Genomic DNA, 17,483 nt, shown 5'->3' on the forward strand with positions numbered 1-17,483 from the left:
GTAAAAGTCGGCAATTTTTTCGGGTTTATTCCTAATATGATGTTGTTTTTAAAAGTATTAATTTTTTATTTTGATCGTACTTCCAAATGTCGTTATGAGTCTTAGCGCCGCCGCGACAGCTTGAGGTAAGTGTCTTTTTAATTTTATCAATTTTAACATCGCAAAACATGTCACATTTCGGATTATAATGGGTTGGAAATTCTAAATTTTCAAAATTTTTGGTCTTTGGATTAAAAATAAAAATCTGATAAATCGTGTAAACTCCCATTCCGTCATCGGTATGAAAACTTGCAAAATCGGTGTAACCATCAAAATTATAATCGTTTATTTCTAAATGGGATGGTTTTCCTGTAATCGAAACTTCTATGTTGTTTATAATTTGAGTTTTTCCAGTTTGTGTATTTTTTATTTCGACCGCTTGTTCGTACTCTTCTTCGCTCGTTCCAATTTTATTTTTAAAACTTATCTCGATTTTGCTTTTGTCTTTTTGTACAAAAGAAATGTCGTTTTGACTATACGAAATAGAAAAAAACAAACAGATAATAATATGTAAAAGGCCTTTTTTCAAAATGAATTAGTTTTCTTTTGGATGATAAAATGCAACAATTTTCTTGGCTCTGGAAACTCCTACAACATCTGAAATTTCTTTTTCAGTAGCCAGTTTTAATCTTTTAACACTTTTAAAATGTTGGATTAAAGCGAGCATTGTTTTTTCGCCAATTCCAGGAATACTTTCCACAGAAGAATTAAGAGCCGATTTACTTCTTTTATCTCTATGAAAAGTGATTCCAAATCTGTGCGCTTCATTTCGTAATTGCTGAATTACTTTTAAAGTCTCTGATTTTTTGTCTAAATATAACGGAATAGAATCTCCAGGATAAAAAAGTTCTTCGAGACGTTTTGCAATTCCGATAATGGCCACTTTTCCGCGTAAGCCTAATTCGTCGATACTTTTTAATGCGGCAGAAAGCTGTCCTTTTCCACCGTCAATAATAATTAATTGAGGCAAAGGTTCATTTTCATCGAGCAATCTTCTGTAACGTCGGTACACAATTTCGGTCATCGAAGCAAAGTCATCTGGACCAATAACCGTTTTGACATTAAAATGACGATAATCTTTTTTGCTTGGTTTTCCATCTTTAAAAACAACACAAGCCGCAACCGGATTTGTTCCCTGAATATTCGAGTTATCAAAACATTCAATATGTCGAGGCTCAGAAGGAAGACGTAAATCTTTTTGCATTTGCGCCATAATTCGGTTTACGTGACGATCTGGATCTACAATTTGCAATTGTTTCAACTGTTCAATGCGATAAAATTTGGCATTTCGAATCGATAAATCTAAAATCTGTTTTTTATCGCCAAGCTGCGGAACGGTCACTTTAATGTTTTCGCCCAAATCCAATTCAAAAGGAACAATGATTTCTTTGGATAACAATTGAAAACGCTCACGCAATTCTACAATCGCTAATTCTAATAATTCTTCATCGCTTTCGTCCAGCTTTTTCTTTATATCTAAAGTATGCGAACGAATAATCGAACCATGAGAAATCTGAAGAAAGTTGACATAAGCTGCATTTTCATCAGAAACAATTGAGAAAACGTCAATATTGGTAATTTTCGGATTGATGATCGTTGATCTGGATTGATAATTCTCTAAAACTTCAATCTTTTCTTTAATTTTTTGCGCTTCTTCAAACTGTAAATTCTGCGCATAAGTATTCATCAATTTTTTGAAATCTTTTAAACTTTCTTTAAAATTTCCTTTCAAGATTTCGCGAATAGCGTTGACTTGTCTTTGGTATTCTTCTAAAGGTTCTAAACCTTCGCAAGGTCCTTTACAATTGCCAATGTGATATTCCAGACAAACTTTAAATTTCCCAGAATTAATATTCGATTCGCTCAAATCATAATTGCAAGTTCGAAGCGGATACAATTCTTTAATCAAATCCAAAATCGTATGCACCATTTTGAAATTAGTGTACGGTCCAAAATATTCAGAACCATCTTTAACCATTCGTCTCGTTAAAAATATTCTAGAAAAAGGTTCTTTCTTAATACAAATCCAAGGATAGGTTTTATCATCGCGCAGCAATACATTGTATCTCGGCTGAAGGGTTTTAATTAAATTGTTTTCTAATAAAAGGGCATCGGTTTCTGTGGGAACAACGATGTGTTTTATAGTCACGATTTTTTTTACCAAAACATTGGTTTTTGCGGTGTCGTGAATTTTATTGAAATAAGAAGAAACTCTTTTTTTTAGGTTTTTTGCTTTTCCGACGTACAAGATTTTCCCGTCTTTATCGTAATATTGATAAACACCTGGATTGTCTGGCAAGGTTAAAATTTGAAGGTCTAAGGCCGGCTTTTGCATTCTTTATTGTTTCTGAAGATGTTCGAGAAGCTTTTCAAAAACCATTCCGATTTCTAAATGAAGCTTAACATTGAATTAGTTTCAAATTTACGAAATCAAAAGAATAATTTCTATATTTAGATTTTATAATTCTACATGAAAAATAGTACTCCATTGGTTATTTTTGGCGAATCGATTTTGCCGGGAGAACACAGAACCATAAACGTCGAAATTGCTCGGCTGCATACTACAACCAAGTTGAATATTCCTGTAATCGTGCGCCGTTCCAAGCATGACGGTCCAACAATTTTATTTTCTGCCGGAATTCATGGCGACGAAATTAACGGTGTTGAAGTTGTTCGCCAGATTATCAGCAAGAAAATAAATCGGCCTTCTCGCGGAACCATAATCTGCATTCCTGTCATCAATATGTATGGTTTTGTCAATAAATCTCGTGAGTTTCCAGACGGGCGCGATTTAAATCGTGTTTTTCCAGGAAGCAAAAAAGGCTCACTTGCCAGCCGATTTGCTTATCATATTGTAGAAGAAATTTTGCCGATTTTAGACTACGCGGTCGATTTTCATGCAGGTGGAGCGAGCCGATTCAATGCACCGCAAATCAGAATTACCGAAAACAATCCCGAGTTGAAGATTCTAGCTGATATTTTTAATGCGCCATTTACACTTTATTCTAAAAACATAAATGGTTCTTTTAGAAATACTTCTGAAAAAGCCAATGTAAAAATGCTTCTTTTTGAAGGTGGAAAATCATTGGACATTAATAACGAAATTGCAAATGAAGGTGTTTTGGGTACAAAACGGTTATTGCATTATTTGAATATGTTAGATCCTAAACAGTTAGTTGAGCCAGCAGCGCAGCCTTCCATTTATATTAAACAATCAGTTTGGCTTCGCGCAAAATGTTCGGGTCTGCTTCATGATTTTAATTTGGTGGGAAAATTTGTTACCAAAGGCACTATCTTAGCCATAATTACAGATCCTTTCGGAAAGTTTGAACAAAAAGTCAAAGCGCCGCACGATGGTTTTGTAATTAATGCTAATCATTCGCCAATTGTTTACGAAGGCGATGCTATTTACCATTTATCTAAAACGCCCGACAATGCCGACGAGTAAAAAAGAACTTCGCATAGAATATAAAAATCTCCGTAAAGCACTTTCTTTCGATGAAGTAGAAGAAAAAAGTTTAGCAATTGCAAATCAGCTAATCCAAATGCCAATTTGGGATAAAATCTATTATCATGTTTTTCTTCCTATTGAAGAGCAAAAAGAAGTAAATACAGAGTTTGTTCTTCATTTACTTTCTGGAAAAGACAAAGAAATCCTGATTTCGAAAAGTGATTTCAATAGCAGAAAAATGACTCATTTTTTATTGACGGATAATACTAAAATTAAAAAAAACGAATATAATATTCCAGAACCTGTTGACGGAATTGAAGTTCCTTCTTCTAAAGTCGAAGTAGTTTTTGTTCCGCTTCTAGCATTTGATATTTTCGGAAATCGTATTGGTTATGGAAAAGGTTTTTATGATAAATTCCTTTCAGAATGTAAACCTGAAACCATTAAAATCGGGCTTTCATTTTTTCAACCCGTAAATCAAATCGATGATGTTTTTGAATCGGATATCAAACTAGATTTCTGTGTTACGCCGGAGAAAATTTATCAGTTTGAATAAAATTAATGCCACAGATTAAAAGGATTAAAATGATTTCAAAAAAATAATCCATTTAATTCTTTTAATCTGTGGCAAAAAACACATTTAATTTTTACATTCCAATATTATGTAGAGACGCACTGCAGTGTGTCTAACACAATCTTTGTCGATATGCTAGACGTAGACGCACTGCAGTGCGTCTCTACAATTCAAATGCATAAAAAATTAATGCCACAGATTAAAGGATTCAAAAAGATTAATCTATTTAATCATTTTATCCCGATAGCTATCGGGAGTGGCAAAAAAATCTTCGCATTTAAAAAAATCTTCCGCATCAAATCCCTTTAAAATCAAGGTTTCTAATTTTATTTTCTCGTAAGAAAAATATTTGTAAAGTTTTTGGCACGATTTTGCGTACTCGAAAATTGCAAATAATCACTTCTAGTACATCCGGAATGCTAGTCCTTATTTGAAGCCAATAACCTATTTATTAATATTTAAAAATTTACTTTATGAGAAATCTTAATTTCTTTATGATGGCATTCCTCGTACTTACTATTTTCAGCTGTAAGAAAGCGTATGCACCAGACGAAGCTGCAGATTCGACCGAAATCGCAGTAACAACAACCGATTTGGTTGAAGAAGAAAATTACATTCCTGAAACCAATTCAGAAAGTTATGCAGGATTGGAAGAAAATCCATTTGAATCTCCGCTTAAAACGCCACTTTCGACTTTTTCTATTGATGTTGATAATGCATCTTATACCAATATTCGCCGATTTATAAATGAAGGGCAAAAAGTTCCTAAAGATGCCGTTCGAGTAGAAGAAATGATCAACTTTTTTAAATACAAATATCCACAGCCAGATGGCCAGCATCCGTTTTCTATTAATACCGAATACAGCGACTGTCCGTGGAATAAAAAAAGCCGATTGCTAAAAATTGGTTTGCAGGGAAAAGATGTTCCAATGGCCAATTTGCCGGCTACTAATTTGGTTTTTTTGGTCGATGTTTCGGGTTCGATGGATGAACCAAATAAATTACCGTTATTAAAAGAATCAATGAAAATTTTGGTAAAAGAGCTTCGCAGTACAGACCGAGTTTCAATTGTAGTTTATGCAGGTTCGGCTGGAGTAGTCTTAGAACCAACTTCTGGAGATAATAAAGACGAAATTATGGATGCTTTTGACGATTTGCACGCAGGCGGAAGCACGGCGGGCGGTGAAGGAATCGAATTAGCTTATAGACTAGCACAAGAAAACTTTATTAAAGGAGGAAATAATAGAGTAGTGATAGCTACTGATGGTGACTTTAATGTTGGCGCTTCAAGCGACGATGATATGTTGAAATTGATTGAACAAAAAAGAGAATCTGGCGTTTTCTTAACCGTTTTAGGTTTTGGAATGGGTAATTATAAAGACAGTAAAATGGAAATTCTAGCCGATAAAGGAAATGGAAATTACGCTTATATCGATAATATTCAAGAAGCAAATCGTTTTCTTGGAAAAGAATTTAAAGGCTCAATGTTTGCTATCGCGAAAGATGTAAAAATTCAAATCGAATTTAATCCGAAACATGTTCAGGCCTATCGATTAATTGGTTATGAAAACCGAAAACTAAATGCAGAAGATTTTAAAAATGATAAAATTGACGCAGGAGAATTAGGAAGCGGACATTCGGTTACGGCTTTGTATGAAGTTATTCCGACAGGTGTTGAAAGCGATTATACACCTTCAGATTTGAAATACACCAAAACACAGAAAAACGAGGGAAATTATAGCGATGAACTGGCAACGGTGAAATTTAGATATAAAAAACCTAATGGCAATAAAAGCAATGAAATAATAAATGTTATTGCAGATAAGAAAACAGAACTGAAAAATAGTTCGCCAGATTTCAAATTTACAACTGCCGTTTCTTGGTTCGGACTAAAATTACGCGAATCAAAATATATTGCAAACAGCTCAAGTTCTGACATTAAAAATTTGGCAAAATCAGGATTATCTAATGATGAAGAAGGTTATCGATCTGAATTTATAAGATTAGTTGATGCAGTGAATTAATCTTAAATTCCAAAAAATGAAAATCCCAAATTCCAATTTAAGTTTTGGAATTTGGGATTTCTTTATTTAAATATTTTGAACTTTTACTTAACTTCTTTAATTGTCAAAGAATCAATCCAGCCTTGGGTTCCGTCTGTTAATTCTACTTTTCTCCAGCCGGCAACACTTTCTAAAACATATACTTTTGCTCCTTCATGCAATAAAATAATACCATTTGCAGATTTTTCTGGTTTTGCACGAACTTGACTCATTTCAGAAAAAACGATGGCAACACGATCGTTATCAAAATGACGTTTTTCAGATACAGCAGCAGATATGCTTAAAGCAAATGCAACTAAAAAGATAAACATTCCGACAAAGTAGATTCTTTTTGCAAGTGTAGCTTTTGAAAAATAGTATCCGATGAAACTTAGTAAAAAAATAAAACCAATTGCAACGGCAATTTTTGCCCATTCATTATAATCAAAAATAGAAGTAAAGTTTTGAATCAGTTTTGCAAAACCAACTTTTGGAACTTCTTTAATTTCATCAATAGTCAGTTTTTTGGCAAATTTTAAATTATTTAAAGTCTCAGTATCGTTTGGTTTTAATACTAAAGCTTTTTCATAATTATAAATCGAAGGCGCAACTTGATTTAATTTATAATAGCAATTACCAAGATTAAAATACAATTCTGCAGAATGTAATTTATCTTCTTTCACTATGTTTTCGTAAACCTGAACCGCTTCTTTATACTGCCCTTTCTGATAAAGTGCATTTGCCGATTCAAAGCGTCCTTGAGCAAAGATAACCTGCGAGATTAATAAAAAGAGATAGAGTGTATTTTTCATTTTTATGATATATAAATTTTCACTTTGCGGACTTAAAATTCAGCGAAAGCTAGATCATTATTTCTTAGCTCCCGATAGCTATCGGGATTGCGTTAAAAAAATTAGACAATCTGTTTTTCCAATTCAGAAATAATCAAAACTGCTTTGTCGTAATCTTGTTGAATCGAAGCGCTCGACGCTGGTGCGTAACGTGCAAATTCACAGTTTTCTGTCAAATTAATAAAGTTCTGAACTGTTTCTGCATTTGCATTTCTTGACAATAATAATTCTCTGATATTGTCTTTACTCATTTCTGAAGTTTCAATATGCAGTTTGGCTTTTAAGAAATTATGCATCGCTTTTTCTAATGCAATATAGAAAGGCTCTTTGTTATTAAGATGTTTCTTCGCTTGCGATAAATATTTTTTCGCCAGTTTATTGTTCATTCTAATTCTATTTCCAGTAACATCACTGTCAATAGCTTCTTTTCTTTTCTTAGCTAAAATGATTAACGGAATAATGATAAAAGGAGCAAATAATAATCCTAAATACAAATTAGAACCGTAAAACTCTTTTTTAGCAATTGGAATTAAAGCTGTTTTAGATTTAATGTTTTTGAAATGATCTGTTTGTGCAACTGCATTTTTAGATGCCGATCCTGTATTTGCTTCTGCAGGCGTTGGTCCATCTAAAACGTCAATCATAATTTCTTTTGAAGTAATGGTTTTGTATGAACCTGTACTTAAATCAAAATAAGAGAACTGCATTGGTTTGATGGCATATTTTCCTCTGTATTGCGGAACAATAGTATATTTATCAGTAATTCTTCCAGACATTCCAGTCAGAGAAGTGGTTACGCTTTCATCATGAACAGGATCGTACATTTCTAATGCGTTTGGAACAACTGGTTTTGGAAGTGTAAATAACTTCATGTTTCCAGTTCCTTGCGCGCTCACAATTAAGTCTAGTCCTTCACCATTTTTAAGTGTTGTTTTTGAAGGAGTAACTGTAAAATTAAATTTTCCAACAGCTCCGGTAAATCCTTCTGGTTTGCTGCTTTCTGGAAGTGGTTTTACATTAATTGTTTTTGCTCCAGCAGAAACTACTTTATTGCCTTCTGTTGTAATCATTTGACCAAACATATCACGACGATTAGAAGCCATTTCTACTTCAATATCTAATGAAAGAGGTTCGATTGTTAATCTTCCCGATTTTTGCGGATATAAAATGGTTTTTTTCAAGATTACAGAATAACATCTCTGACCTTGATAACTTCCTTCTTCAATCTGTAATTGTTTAATGTCGATATTCTGATTCCAGAAATCATTGTATTTAGGTTTTGCAAGCTCTTTAAAACGATTTACTCCAATATTATTGAAGTATAGTTTGTAAACTACTGTAATTGGTTCGTTTAGATACGGATTTGTTTTAGAAATTTCTGCAACTAAAGTCAATAATTCATTAGGAGATCCTGGAGGCCTGTCGTTTGGATCTCTTTCTTGGGCAACGGCATTGGTAACCGTAACTTTTATCGGATTGGTTTTGTAAACTTGACCGTTGTATTCTATAGCGGCCTGTTTAATCATTACAACTCCTTTTCTTTCAGGCTGTAAAATGTAAGAATATATTTTTTGAAAAGAGCTTCGGCCATTTACCCAAGATTGGCTAATCTGCTGGCTTGGCCCTGCAACCATTCTAAACCCGTCAAAAGAAGGCTGTTCGAAGTTGTCTCCGTCAACATTCATAATGAAATCTATACGAAGTCTTTCGTTTACTCCAAGTGTGTTTTTGCTGACTCTGGCTTCAAATTGTACTTGAGCCATAAGTCCTTGAAATGTGATTAGAAATAGAATTAAATATCTTTTCATTTAATGTTTAATCGTTTTTTAATGTTTAATCGTTTAACCGTCATTTTGTTTAATCGTTTTGTTTGGATCAAATAAACAAATTAACGGTTAAACGATTAACCAAAATTTTACCAGTCTTTTTCAGATTTTTTAGGACTACCTTTTACTTTTTGTGCGTTAACTTTATCCTGAATTTTCTTCTCTTCATTATTAACAGCATCTAACAAGTTCTGAACGCGCTCTTTTGATATTCCTCCAGGCTGTGGTTTTGGCTCTCCTTTATTGTCAGATTTGTCATCTTTCTTCGGATCGTTTTTACCATCTTTTTTATCCTTGTCTTTATCGCCTTTGTCGTCTTTCTTGTCCTTGTCTTTATCTTTGTCTTTATTGTTGTCCTTGTTCTTATCTTTATTTTTATCCTTGTCTTTGTCTTTATCCTTATTCTTGTCTTTGTTATCGTTTTTCGGAGGATTTTCTTTTAGTTTTTGTTTTGCATATGCGTAATTATAACGCGTTTCCTCATCTGTTGGGTCATTGCGCAAAGCTTGTTTGTAAGCTTCAACCGCCTGCGTATAATCTTTCTCCTTCATGAAAACGTTTCCAAGATTGTGAAAAGCTTTATGTTTTTCAGGTCTTGTTTTGGCATTTTTTATCGCTTTCGCGTAAGCGAATTTAGCTTCCGAAATTTGATTTTGCCTGTAAATAGTGTTTCCTAAATTATATGGCGCCGCAGATCGTTTTGGAAATTTAGATTCCGAAATTCTATAGTTTGCCTCAGCATCAACAAATTTATTCTGTTTATATTCTTCATTCGCAGCAGGCAATGTTTTGTCTTTTTCTTGTGCAGAAACTGCAAAAGAAACCGTTAATAAGATATAAAGAAGTAAATTTTTCATTCTAATTTTGTTTTCTGTTCTGAATTTCATCTGAGCATTTATTTCTTTTCGTTAAATAAATCCAACTCTTTGATCCAGTTTGTTTTTCTTTCTAATAAGAAAATATCAATAAACAACAGTAAAAAAGCAAATCCGATAAACCATTGAAATTGCGATTGAAACTCTGCCATTTGTGTTGCTTCAAATTCTGTTTTTTGAATATTGTTCAAAGCATTTTTTATATATTCTAAAACTTCTTTGGTACTTCCGCCATAAACATAACCGCCTTTTGTTGCTTTGGCAATCGTTTTTAAGCCTTCTTGATTTAATTTCGTGATTACCGTTTCTCCGTTTTGATCTTTTTGATATCCTCTGACAACACCATTTTCTTTTAACGGAATTGTTCCTCCTTTTTCTGTTCCAACACCAATTGTAATGATTTTCATTCCTAATTTATTCGCTTCTTCTGCCGCAGCAGTCGCGCCTTCAGAATGGTCTTCTCCATCAGAAATCAGGATTAATAATTTGCTGGTTTTGCTTTTTTCATCAAAATAAGTTGAAGATAATTTTATTGCTTCATCCAAAGATGTTCCTTGAGAAGAAACCATTCCAGGACTCATACTTTGCAAAAACATTTTAGCAACGCTGTAATCTGATGTGATAGGTAAAACAGGAAAAGCGCTTCCTGCATACGCCACAATACCAATTCGGTCGCTTCCTAAGTTATTGATAATTTGAGAAACCAATTGTTTACTTTTATCCAAACGGCTTGGTACCACATCTTCAGCAAGCATACTTTTCGAAACGTCGACAGCAAAAACAATATCGATACCTTCTCGTTTTACGGTTTCCATTTTGGTTCCGATTTTCGGATTTACCAAACCGATAATCAAGCAGGTAAGCGCCAAGAGAATCACCACAATTTTTAAAACAGGTTTAAAAACCGATTTCTCAGGACTCAATCTTTTCACCATTTCCAAATCACCAAACTCGCGTTGTGTTCTTCTTTTCCAATACATATTGAAAAGAAAAATACACACCACAATTGGGATCAGTAGTAAGAGATATAAATATTTTTTTTCGTCTAATTCCATTTTTTAATTCTAGTTTCCAGTTTTCTGTCACAGTTTCCAGCTGTAAACTGAGAACTGAGACTGCGACTAAAATATTTAAATAAAGCTTCTGTAAACCGTATTTCTTAATCCAACTTCAAGTAATAATAAAAAGGCTGCAAACAAAACAAAAATTCTGTACTTTTCATCATAATCGTAGAATTTTAATTCTTGGATTTCTGTTGTTTCCAGCTTATTAATCGAATTATATATTTGAGCTAATTTGTCGTTACTTGTTGCTCTAAAATACGTTCCATCTGTTTTTTGAGCGATGCTTCTCATCAACTTTTCGTCAATTTCAACTTTCTGCATTTTGAACATTAAACTTCCGTTTGGAGCGTATTGATACGGAGATTCTGCCATTCCGTTTGTTCCAATACCGATTGTATATACTTTAATTCCGTATTGTTTTGCAATGTCAGAAGCCGTTTCTGGTTCGATAAAACCAGCATTATTAACTCCATCAGTCATTAAAATAATTACTCGGCTTTTCGCTTTACTGTCTTTAAGGCGGTTTACAGCAGTTGCCAATCCCATTCCGATTCCAGTTCCGTCTTGTAACGTTGTATCGTATTTAATGCCTTTTATTGCTTCCAAAATAATCGCTTTATCGCTCGTAACTGGAGTTTTTGTGTACGCTTCAGATGCATATAAAACCAATCCGATTCTATCGTTTGGTCTTTCTTCAACGAAATCGGCGGCAACTCTTTTTAAAGCTTCCATACGATTTGGTTTTAAATCTTTTGCCAACATAGATCCAGAAACGTCAATTGCCATTACAATATCAATCCCTTTTGTTGTTTTGGTTTGATTGCTAATATCTACCGTTCTTGGTCGAGCCAAAGCAATAATCAAAGAACATAAAGCAAGGATTCTGAAAACGTATAAAGCAGGTTTGAACTTTGTCCAAAATGATTCGCTGTTTTGAAAACCTGCAGTTGAGCTCATTTTTAAAGTAGCCGACTGCTGATTGCGTTTCCAGAAATACCAACCTATGGCAATTGGAATCAATAGAAACAACCAAAGAAATTCTGGATTTAAAAAACTCATCTTACTCATTAGTTGCTTGCTCTTTGAAGTTCAACAGAATTTAATACTCGGGCTGTAATGTCGTTGGCATACGTGTCGCCTTCTTCATGCAAAATCATGATTTGTTGCAAACCTTGATCTTGTTTGAAAAGCAACAATTCGTAATATGCTTTTGTACTTGTTTTAGTTGCAGGATTTAGAATAGTCATTGTTCCATAACCTTTTACACCCTGAATACCTTCGTTTGTTTGAAAATCTTCTTGTTTTACAATAATATTTTGTGCTCCTTGAGCTTCCATTACTTTTAAAGATCCTTCAAGAGCTTTTGCTAAATCAATATCAGTTGGCTGTTTAAACTTGGCAGTAGAAACAGTGATATAGAAATTATCAATCATACTTCCGTATGTGAAAAGCTGCATTTCTTTAATTAAAGCCATTGTTTCTTTTGGAAGGACTTTTTCAGTGTCCATTCTTTTTAAAACTTTTGGAGTTTCAATCAAAACAGCTGGACTTCCGTAAGCACTTTTTACCCATTCTCCTTCTAATAATTCTTTAGAAGGATGACCGATTAAATTGTCTTTCACGTAAGTGAAACCTTTTGTTACCACAAAATAAGTTGTAGTTACAAACAACACTAAGATTACAGCTGCAATAGAATAACCAATTCTGGCATTGCGTTTTTTGCGAAGTTGTTCCTTAATTTGTTTTTGTCTTTGAGCCTCATTCAATAACTGATCTTCGATATCTTCTGGAGCTTCAGTCGGAATAGCATTATCAAGCGTTAAAATAACTTTTTGAATTTTATTTCTGTCTTCTGTAATCTCAAAATCAAGTGGTTTCGATTTCGCAAATTTTACTAAATCGGCCTGACGTAAAACACGTTCTAAATTCTCAACGGTTTCTGGAGTCAGCGTCATTTTCTTTTTGGTCGATGCTTCTCTAATAGCTGTAATTAACTCAGAAGTTGTGCTTTCCATTGCTGGAATGTGAATCGCTTCTTCAATATAATTTCTTGCAATATCGGTTAATTCACTATAATATTCTTTAATTTCTCCTTTTTGAACAAGTTCTTTTTGTTCCAGATTATTCAATAAACTTGTTGCTTTTTCGATTGGAGTTTTATAAACTTCTTCTTCGATTTTTTTCAGTTGACGTTTTTTAACATACCAGTAAACGATTGCGCCAATTCCGATAATAGCTAAAACAATCAAAACATAAATCCACCAATTTCCCATTCCTTCATCAACAGAAGAAATATCTTTGATGTCGTACATTTTTTGCTGTAAAGTATCGACTTTTACGTTTGCAACTTCAACTTTGATAGAATCAGAAAAGAAAGGTTTTTTATCTATTAAAATTTTGACACTCGGAATAGTATAGCGACCAGAATCAAACTGTGTTAAACCATATTTTTTTATAAGTTCGTAAGTTCCGTCCTTTTTAACGGTATCAATCGGATATGATTGAATAACTTCTAACGGCCCAATGTTTTTAAGTTTCGGAAATTCAACTTTAGATGTTGAAGTAACCACCGTTTTAAGCGTTAGTTTGAACTCGGCACCAATCTTATTTTTGGTGGTGTCAATACTTGTTTCTACCTGTTTCTGCTGCGCAAAAATCATAGTAGAAAAAAGCAATAAAAATATATAAAGTTTAAATTTCATTTGAGTAACGATTGTTGATTTTAGATTAACGATTTTTGATTTGTTAATCAAAATTGCCAAATTTTTATCGTGCTTTGAAATAGCCTAATAGTTTAGTAACGTAATTTTCGTCAACTCTGGTGTTGACAATACCTGCTCCAGATTTACGGAATGTATCTTTAAAATAATTCAATTTTTCTTGATAATGTTTCTCATAATTCAATCGAACTGTTTTAGAACTTGTATCAACCAACTGTATTTTTCCTGTTTCAGAATCCAGCATAGAAACCATTCCTAAATTTGGAATTTTTTCTTCGCGCATATCGTAAACGCGAACGCCTGTAATATCATGTTTTTTAGATGCAATTTTTAAAGTTTGCTCGTAAGAATCAGACATAAAATCTGAAATCATAAAAATAATAGCTTTCTTTTTTTGAGTTCCAGATAAAAACTTCAAAGCTTGAGCGATGTCTGTTTTATGACTTTTTGGTTCAAATTCGATCAATTCACGAATTATGCGAAGCACGTGCGAACGCCCTTTTTTTGGCGGAATATATAATTCTACTGTATCAGAAAATAAGATTAAACCAATTTTGTCATTGTTTTGTGTAGCCGAAAAAGCCATCGTTGCCGCGATTTCGGTTACGATGTCTTTCTTGAATTGATTTTTAGAACCAAAGGATTCAGAACCCGAAATATCAACCATTAAAACCATGGTCAATTCGCGTTCTTCTTCAAATACCTTAACGTGAGCTTCGTTGTAGCGTGCGGTTACATTCCAATCGATGTTACGAATATCATCTCCGTATTGGTATTGACGCACCTCGCTAAACGTCATTCCTCGTCCTTTAAATGAAGAGTGGTATTCTCCCGAAAAGATATGATTACTCAGTCTCTTCGTTTTGATTTCTATTTTCCGTACTTTTTTTAAAAGCTCTTTTGTATCCATTTTTTGTTTGGTTTATGGTTTGTGGTTGTTGGTTAATGGCATAATACCATCAACAAAAAACTATCAACCATCAACTTTTAAGGTACCTCAATCTCGTTAACGATTTTGTTGATAATGTCTACAGAAGTAATGTTTTCTGCTTCTGCTTCGTAAGTGATTCCAACTCTGTGACGTAGCACATCGTGAACAACGGCACGAACGTCTTCTGGAATTACATAACCACGACGTTTGATAAAAGCATAACATTTTGCAGCATTAGCCAAGTTGATACTTCCACGAGGAGAAGCTCCAAAACTGATAAGCGGTTTTAAATCGGCTAATTTGTATTTTTCTGGGTAACGTGTAGCGAAAATAATATCTAAGATGTATTTTTCAATTTTTTCGTCCATATAAACTTCACGAACCGCTTCTTGCGCGCGTAATATTTGCTCAACAGAAACTACTGGATTTACTTTTTCGTAAGATCCTTTTAAGTTTTGACGAATTACGAAACGCTCTTCATCAATTTTTGGGTAGTCAATTACGGTTTTCAACATAAAACGATCCACTTGTGCTTCAGGAAGTTGGTATGTTCCTTCTTGCTCAACCGGGTTTTGTGTTGCTAATACTAAAAACGGACGATCTAATTTGAAAGTAGTGTCGCCAATAGTAACTTGTTTTTCCTGCATTGCCTCTAATAATGCTGATTGAACCTTTGCTGGAGCACGGTTAATCTCATCGGCAAGTACGAAATTGGCGAAAATTGGTCCCTTTTTAATAGAGAACTCGTTTGCTTTAATATTGTAAATCATGGTTCCGATAACATCGGCAGGTAATAAATCGGGCGTAAACTGAATACGGCTGAACGAACCTTGAACCGCTTGAGAAAGCGTATTAATAGCCAAAGTTTTTGCAAGACCTGGAACTCCTTCCAGTAAAATATGTCCTTGTCCAAGCAATCCGATTAATAAACGCTCGACCATATGTTTCTGGCCCACAATAACTTTGTTCATTTCCATTGTAAGAAGGTCTATAAAAGCACTTTCTCTTTCAATTTTTTCATTTATCGCTCTAATGTCTAAAGTCGTTGTATTTTCTTCCATATAAATATTTTTAAAACCTTGATTTTTACGCCTTATTTTTGAGAGTGCAAATTGAATATTTTTTAAGAAGTAAGATGTTAAAGAATGGTTAAAACTTCGACCAATGACCTAATTTTAAGGACTAATTGTGAATCTATTTTTATATTTTTAAGAACTTTGATGATTATGTTTTTTTAAAGCATAATTATTACCAAAAATAACGCATAACAATTATGAGCAAAACAGTCTTATCGCCTATAATTTCGGGCACTATGAATTGGGGAGTTTGGGATAAAAACCTTACAACCAAAGAAATGGAAAACATGATACAAGTGAGTATCGAAAACAAAATTACGACTTTTGATCACGCGGATATTTACGGTTCGTATACGACCGAAGCCGATTTTGGAAAAGCCTTTCACGCTAGTAAAATTGACCGTGAAAAATTACAATTAATTACCAAGTGTGGCATTCAGATGATTGCTGATAAACGCCCTGAAAACAAAATTAAACATTACGATTATTCTAAAGACTATATTATTAAGTCGGTTGAAGGTTCTTTAAAAAACTTAAAAACGGACTATGTTGATGTTTTTTTATTGCACAGACCGAGTCCGTTAATGCAGGCAGACGAAATTGCAGAAGCGGTTGAGAAATTAAAAGCAGAAGGAAAAATCATTGATTTTGGACTTTCAAACTTTACCAGTTCGCAAACTGAATTAATTCGTCAGAAAACTGAAGTTAGCTACAATCAAGTGCAATTTTCGGCAACGCATTATGAAGCAATGACTGACGGAAGTTTAGATTACATGCAGACTAACGGAATTCGCCCATTATCATGGAATCCGCTTGGAACTGTTTTTAGAGAAGATACAAAACAAACGCGCCGTTTGAAAAAACTGTTTTCTACTTTATTAGAGAAATATCATTTAGGAGCAGACACACTTTTATTGTCATGGATTTTAAAACATCCGGCAAAAATAATTCCAATTGCAGGAACTGTAAATATTGCTAGAATTCAATCTTTGTCAAAAGCAATTGAATTGGATATGGACACAGAAGACTGGTTCGCCATCTGGACAGAAAGTATGGGTGATGATGTGCCTTAAATTTTAGTGTTCAGTCGCAGTTTTAAGTGCTCAGTTTTATCTGAATCAAAATTTAAACACATAGAGACATAGATTTTTTTCTTTTAAAAAGAAGATTTTAGCGTTTCACTTACACATAGCTATGTGTGTTGATGTAAATGAAATACCTTTTTAAAGCAAAGCTGAACTATGTATCTATGTGTTAAAACAAAATAGTTAACAATGAAAAAAACAGTTTTAATTACTGGCGCCACAAGCGGAATTGGAAAAGCAACCGCTCAGACTTTGGCAAAAAACAATTATAAAGTAGTGCTTTGCGGAAGACGTAAAGACCGTTTGGAAGAACTTGAAAAAGAACTTTCAGCTTTTACAGAAGTGCATTCTTTGGCTTTTGATGTTCGTGATAAACAAGATGTGTTAGAAAAAATAAGTTCTTTGCCGAATGATTTTGCTATAATCGATGTTTTGATAAATAATGCAGGAAATGCTCACGGTTTAGATCCGATTCAAAACGGAGATTTAGACGATTGGGATGACATGATCGATATTAATGTAAAAGGACTTTTGTATGTTTCAAAAGCGATAATTCCGCAAATGGTGGAAAGACAGTCGGGACATATTATCAATATTGGTTCAACTGCTGCGAAAGAAGTTTATCCAAACGGAAATGTATACTGTGGTTCTAAACATGCTGTTGATGCGATTACTGCGGGAATGCGAATCGACTTAAATCCGTTTGGAATTAGAGTGGGAGGTATTCATCCAGGAATGGTTGCTACAGAATTCAGTGAAGTTCGTTTTAAAGGAGATGTGGAAAGAGCTTCAAATGTCTACAAAGGATTTGATCCGTTGCAGGCTGAAGATATTGCAGATATTATTCATTTCGTAGTTTCAAGACCTTATCATGTAAATATTGCTGATCTGGTTGTTATGAGTACCGCTCAGGCATCTTCTACGATTGTCAAGAAAAATATTTAAATAA

General features: G+C 33.8%; 15 protein-coding genes. 5 read left to right on the plus strand and 10 right to left on the minus strand.

The window, feature by feature from the left end; genetic code table 11:
• Positions 1-31: 31 nt before the first annotated feature.
• Together LL966_RS13705 and uvrC are read right to left on the minus strand one after the other, a co-directional pair.
• Positions 32-568 carry an XAC2610-related protein gene (locus tag LL966_RS13705; protein WP_229353998.1) on the minus strand — a complete coding sequence of 179 codons (537 nt, stop codon included), beginning with the start codon at positions 566-568 and terminating at the stop codon, positions 32-34.
• Between the two features lie 6 nt (positions 569-574).
• Positions 575-2,374 carry an excinuclease ABC subunit UvrC gene (gene uvrC / locus LL966_RS13710; RefSeq protein ID WP_229353999.1) on the minus strand — a complete coding sequence of 600 codons (1,800 nt, stop codon included), beginning with the start codon at positions 2,372-2,374 and terminating at the stop codon, positions 575-577.
• 135 nt (positions 2,375-2,509) lie between these two features.
• On the opposite strand from uvrC, the gene LL966_RS13715 reads away from it, so the two are divergent.
• From LL966_RS13715 to LL966_RS13725, 3 genes are all read left to right on the plus strand, one after another.
• Positions 2,510-3,487: a succinylglutamate desuccinylase/aspartoacylase family protein gene (locus LL966_RS13715; protein WP_229354000.1), complete on the plus strand. Its 978-nt coding sequence runs from the start codon at positions 2,510-2,512 to the stop codon at positions 3,485-3,487.
• Entirely contained in the window at positions 3,474-4,046 is a 573-nt protein-coding gene (locus LL966_RS13720) for a 5-formyltetrahydrofolate cyclo-ligase (protein WP_229354001.1), read from the plus strand. The genes LL966_RS13715 and LL966_RS13720 overlap by 14 nt, the downstream gene beginning before the upstream one ends.
• A 491-nt stretch (positions 4,047-4,537) precedes the next feature.
• Positions 4,538-6,088 (plus strand): vWA domain-containing protein, encoded by a 1,551-nt coding sequence (locus LL966_RS13725; RefSeq protein ID WP_317207138.1) that lies wholly within the window; start codon positions 4,538-4,540, stop codon positions 6,086-6,088.
• Between the two features lie 83 nt (positions 6,089-6,171).
• On the opposite strand, the gene LL966_RS13730 is transcribed toward LL966_RS13725, so the two are convergent.
• The 8 genes from LL966_RS13730 to LL966_RS13765 form a co-directional block, all read right to left on the minus strand.
• Entirely contained in the window at positions 6,172-6,918 is a 747-nt protein-coding gene (locus tag LL966_RS13730; protein ID WP_229354003.1) for a tetratricopeptide repeat protein, read from the minus strand.
• Positions 6,919-7,019: 101 nt separating this feature from the next.
• Complete coding sequence (locus LL966_RS13735) at positions 7,020-8,765, minus strand: BatD family protein (RefSeq protein ID WP_229354005.1); 1,746 nt, start codon at positions 8,763-8,765, stop codon at positions 7,020-7,022.
• A gap of 107 nt (positions 8,766-8,872) precedes the next feature.
• Positions 8,873-9,640: a tetratricopeptide repeat protein gene (locus LL966_RS13740; RefSeq protein ID WP_229354006.1), complete on the minus strand. Its 768-nt coding sequence runs from the start codon at positions 9,638-9,640 to the stop codon at positions 8,873-8,875.
• 38 nt (positions 9,641-9,678) lie between these two features.
• Complete coding sequence (locus LL966_RS13745) at positions 9,679-10,713, minus strand: vWA domain-containing protein (protein WP_229354008.1); 1,035 nt, start codon at positions 10,711-10,713, stop codon at positions 9,679-9,681.
• 75 nt (positions 10,714-10,788) lie between these two features.
• The gene (locus LL966_RS13750; RefSeq protein WP_229354010.1) at positions 10,789-11,790 is read right to left on the minus strand and encodes a vWA domain-containing protein; all 1,002 of its coding nucleotides are present in this window, start codon (positions 11,788-11,790) and stop codon (positions 10,789-10,791) included.
• Positions 11,790-13,424 (minus strand): phenylalanine--tRNA ligase subunit alpha, encoded by a 1,635-nt coding sequence (locus tag LL966_RS13755; RefSeq protein WP_229354011.1) that lies wholly within the window; start codon positions 13,422-13,424, stop codon positions 11,790-11,792. The genes LL966_RS13750 and LL966_RS13755 overlap by 1 nt, the downstream gene beginning before the upstream one ends.
• A 64-nt stretch (positions 13,425-13,488) precedes the next feature.
• Positions 13,489-14,352, minus strand: a complete 864-nt coding sequence (locus LL966_RS13760) for a DUF58 domain-containing protein (protein ID WP_229354013.1) — start codon at positions 14,350-14,352, stop codon at positions 13,489-13,491.
• 77 nt (positions 14,353-14,429) lie between these two features.
• Complete coding sequence (locus LL966_RS13765; RefSeq protein WP_017497457.1) at positions 14,430-15,434, minus strand: AAA family ATPase; 1,005 nt, start codon at positions 15,432-15,434, stop codon at positions 14,430-14,432.
• A 212-nt stretch (positions 15,435-15,646) separates the two neighbouring features.
• Here LL966_RS13765 and LL966_RS13770 point away from each other — a divergent pair, with 212 nt between their 5' ends.
• Both LL966_RS13770 and LL966_RS13775 read left to right on the plus strand, forming a co-directional pair.
• Entirely contained in the window at positions 15,647-16,522 is an 876-nt protein-coding gene (locus LL966_RS13770; RefSeq protein WP_229354015.1) for an aldo/keto reductase, read from the plus strand.
• Positions 16,523-16,723: 201 nt separating this feature from the next.
• Positions 16,724-17,479 carry an SDR family NAD(P)-dependent oxidoreductase gene (locus LL966_RS13775; protein ID WP_229354021.1) on the plus strand — a complete coding sequence of 252 codons (756 nt, stop codon included), beginning with the start codon at positions 16,724-16,726 and terminating at the stop codon, positions 17,477-17,479.
• Positions 17,480-17,483 lie beyond the last annotated feature (4 nt).

Source organism: Flavobacterium chungbukense (assembly GCF_020805785.1).
In the GTDB taxonomy this organism is placed as follows: Bacteria; Bacteroidota; Bacteroidia; order Flavobacteriales; family Flavobacteriaceae; genus Flavobacterium; species Flavobacterium chungbukense.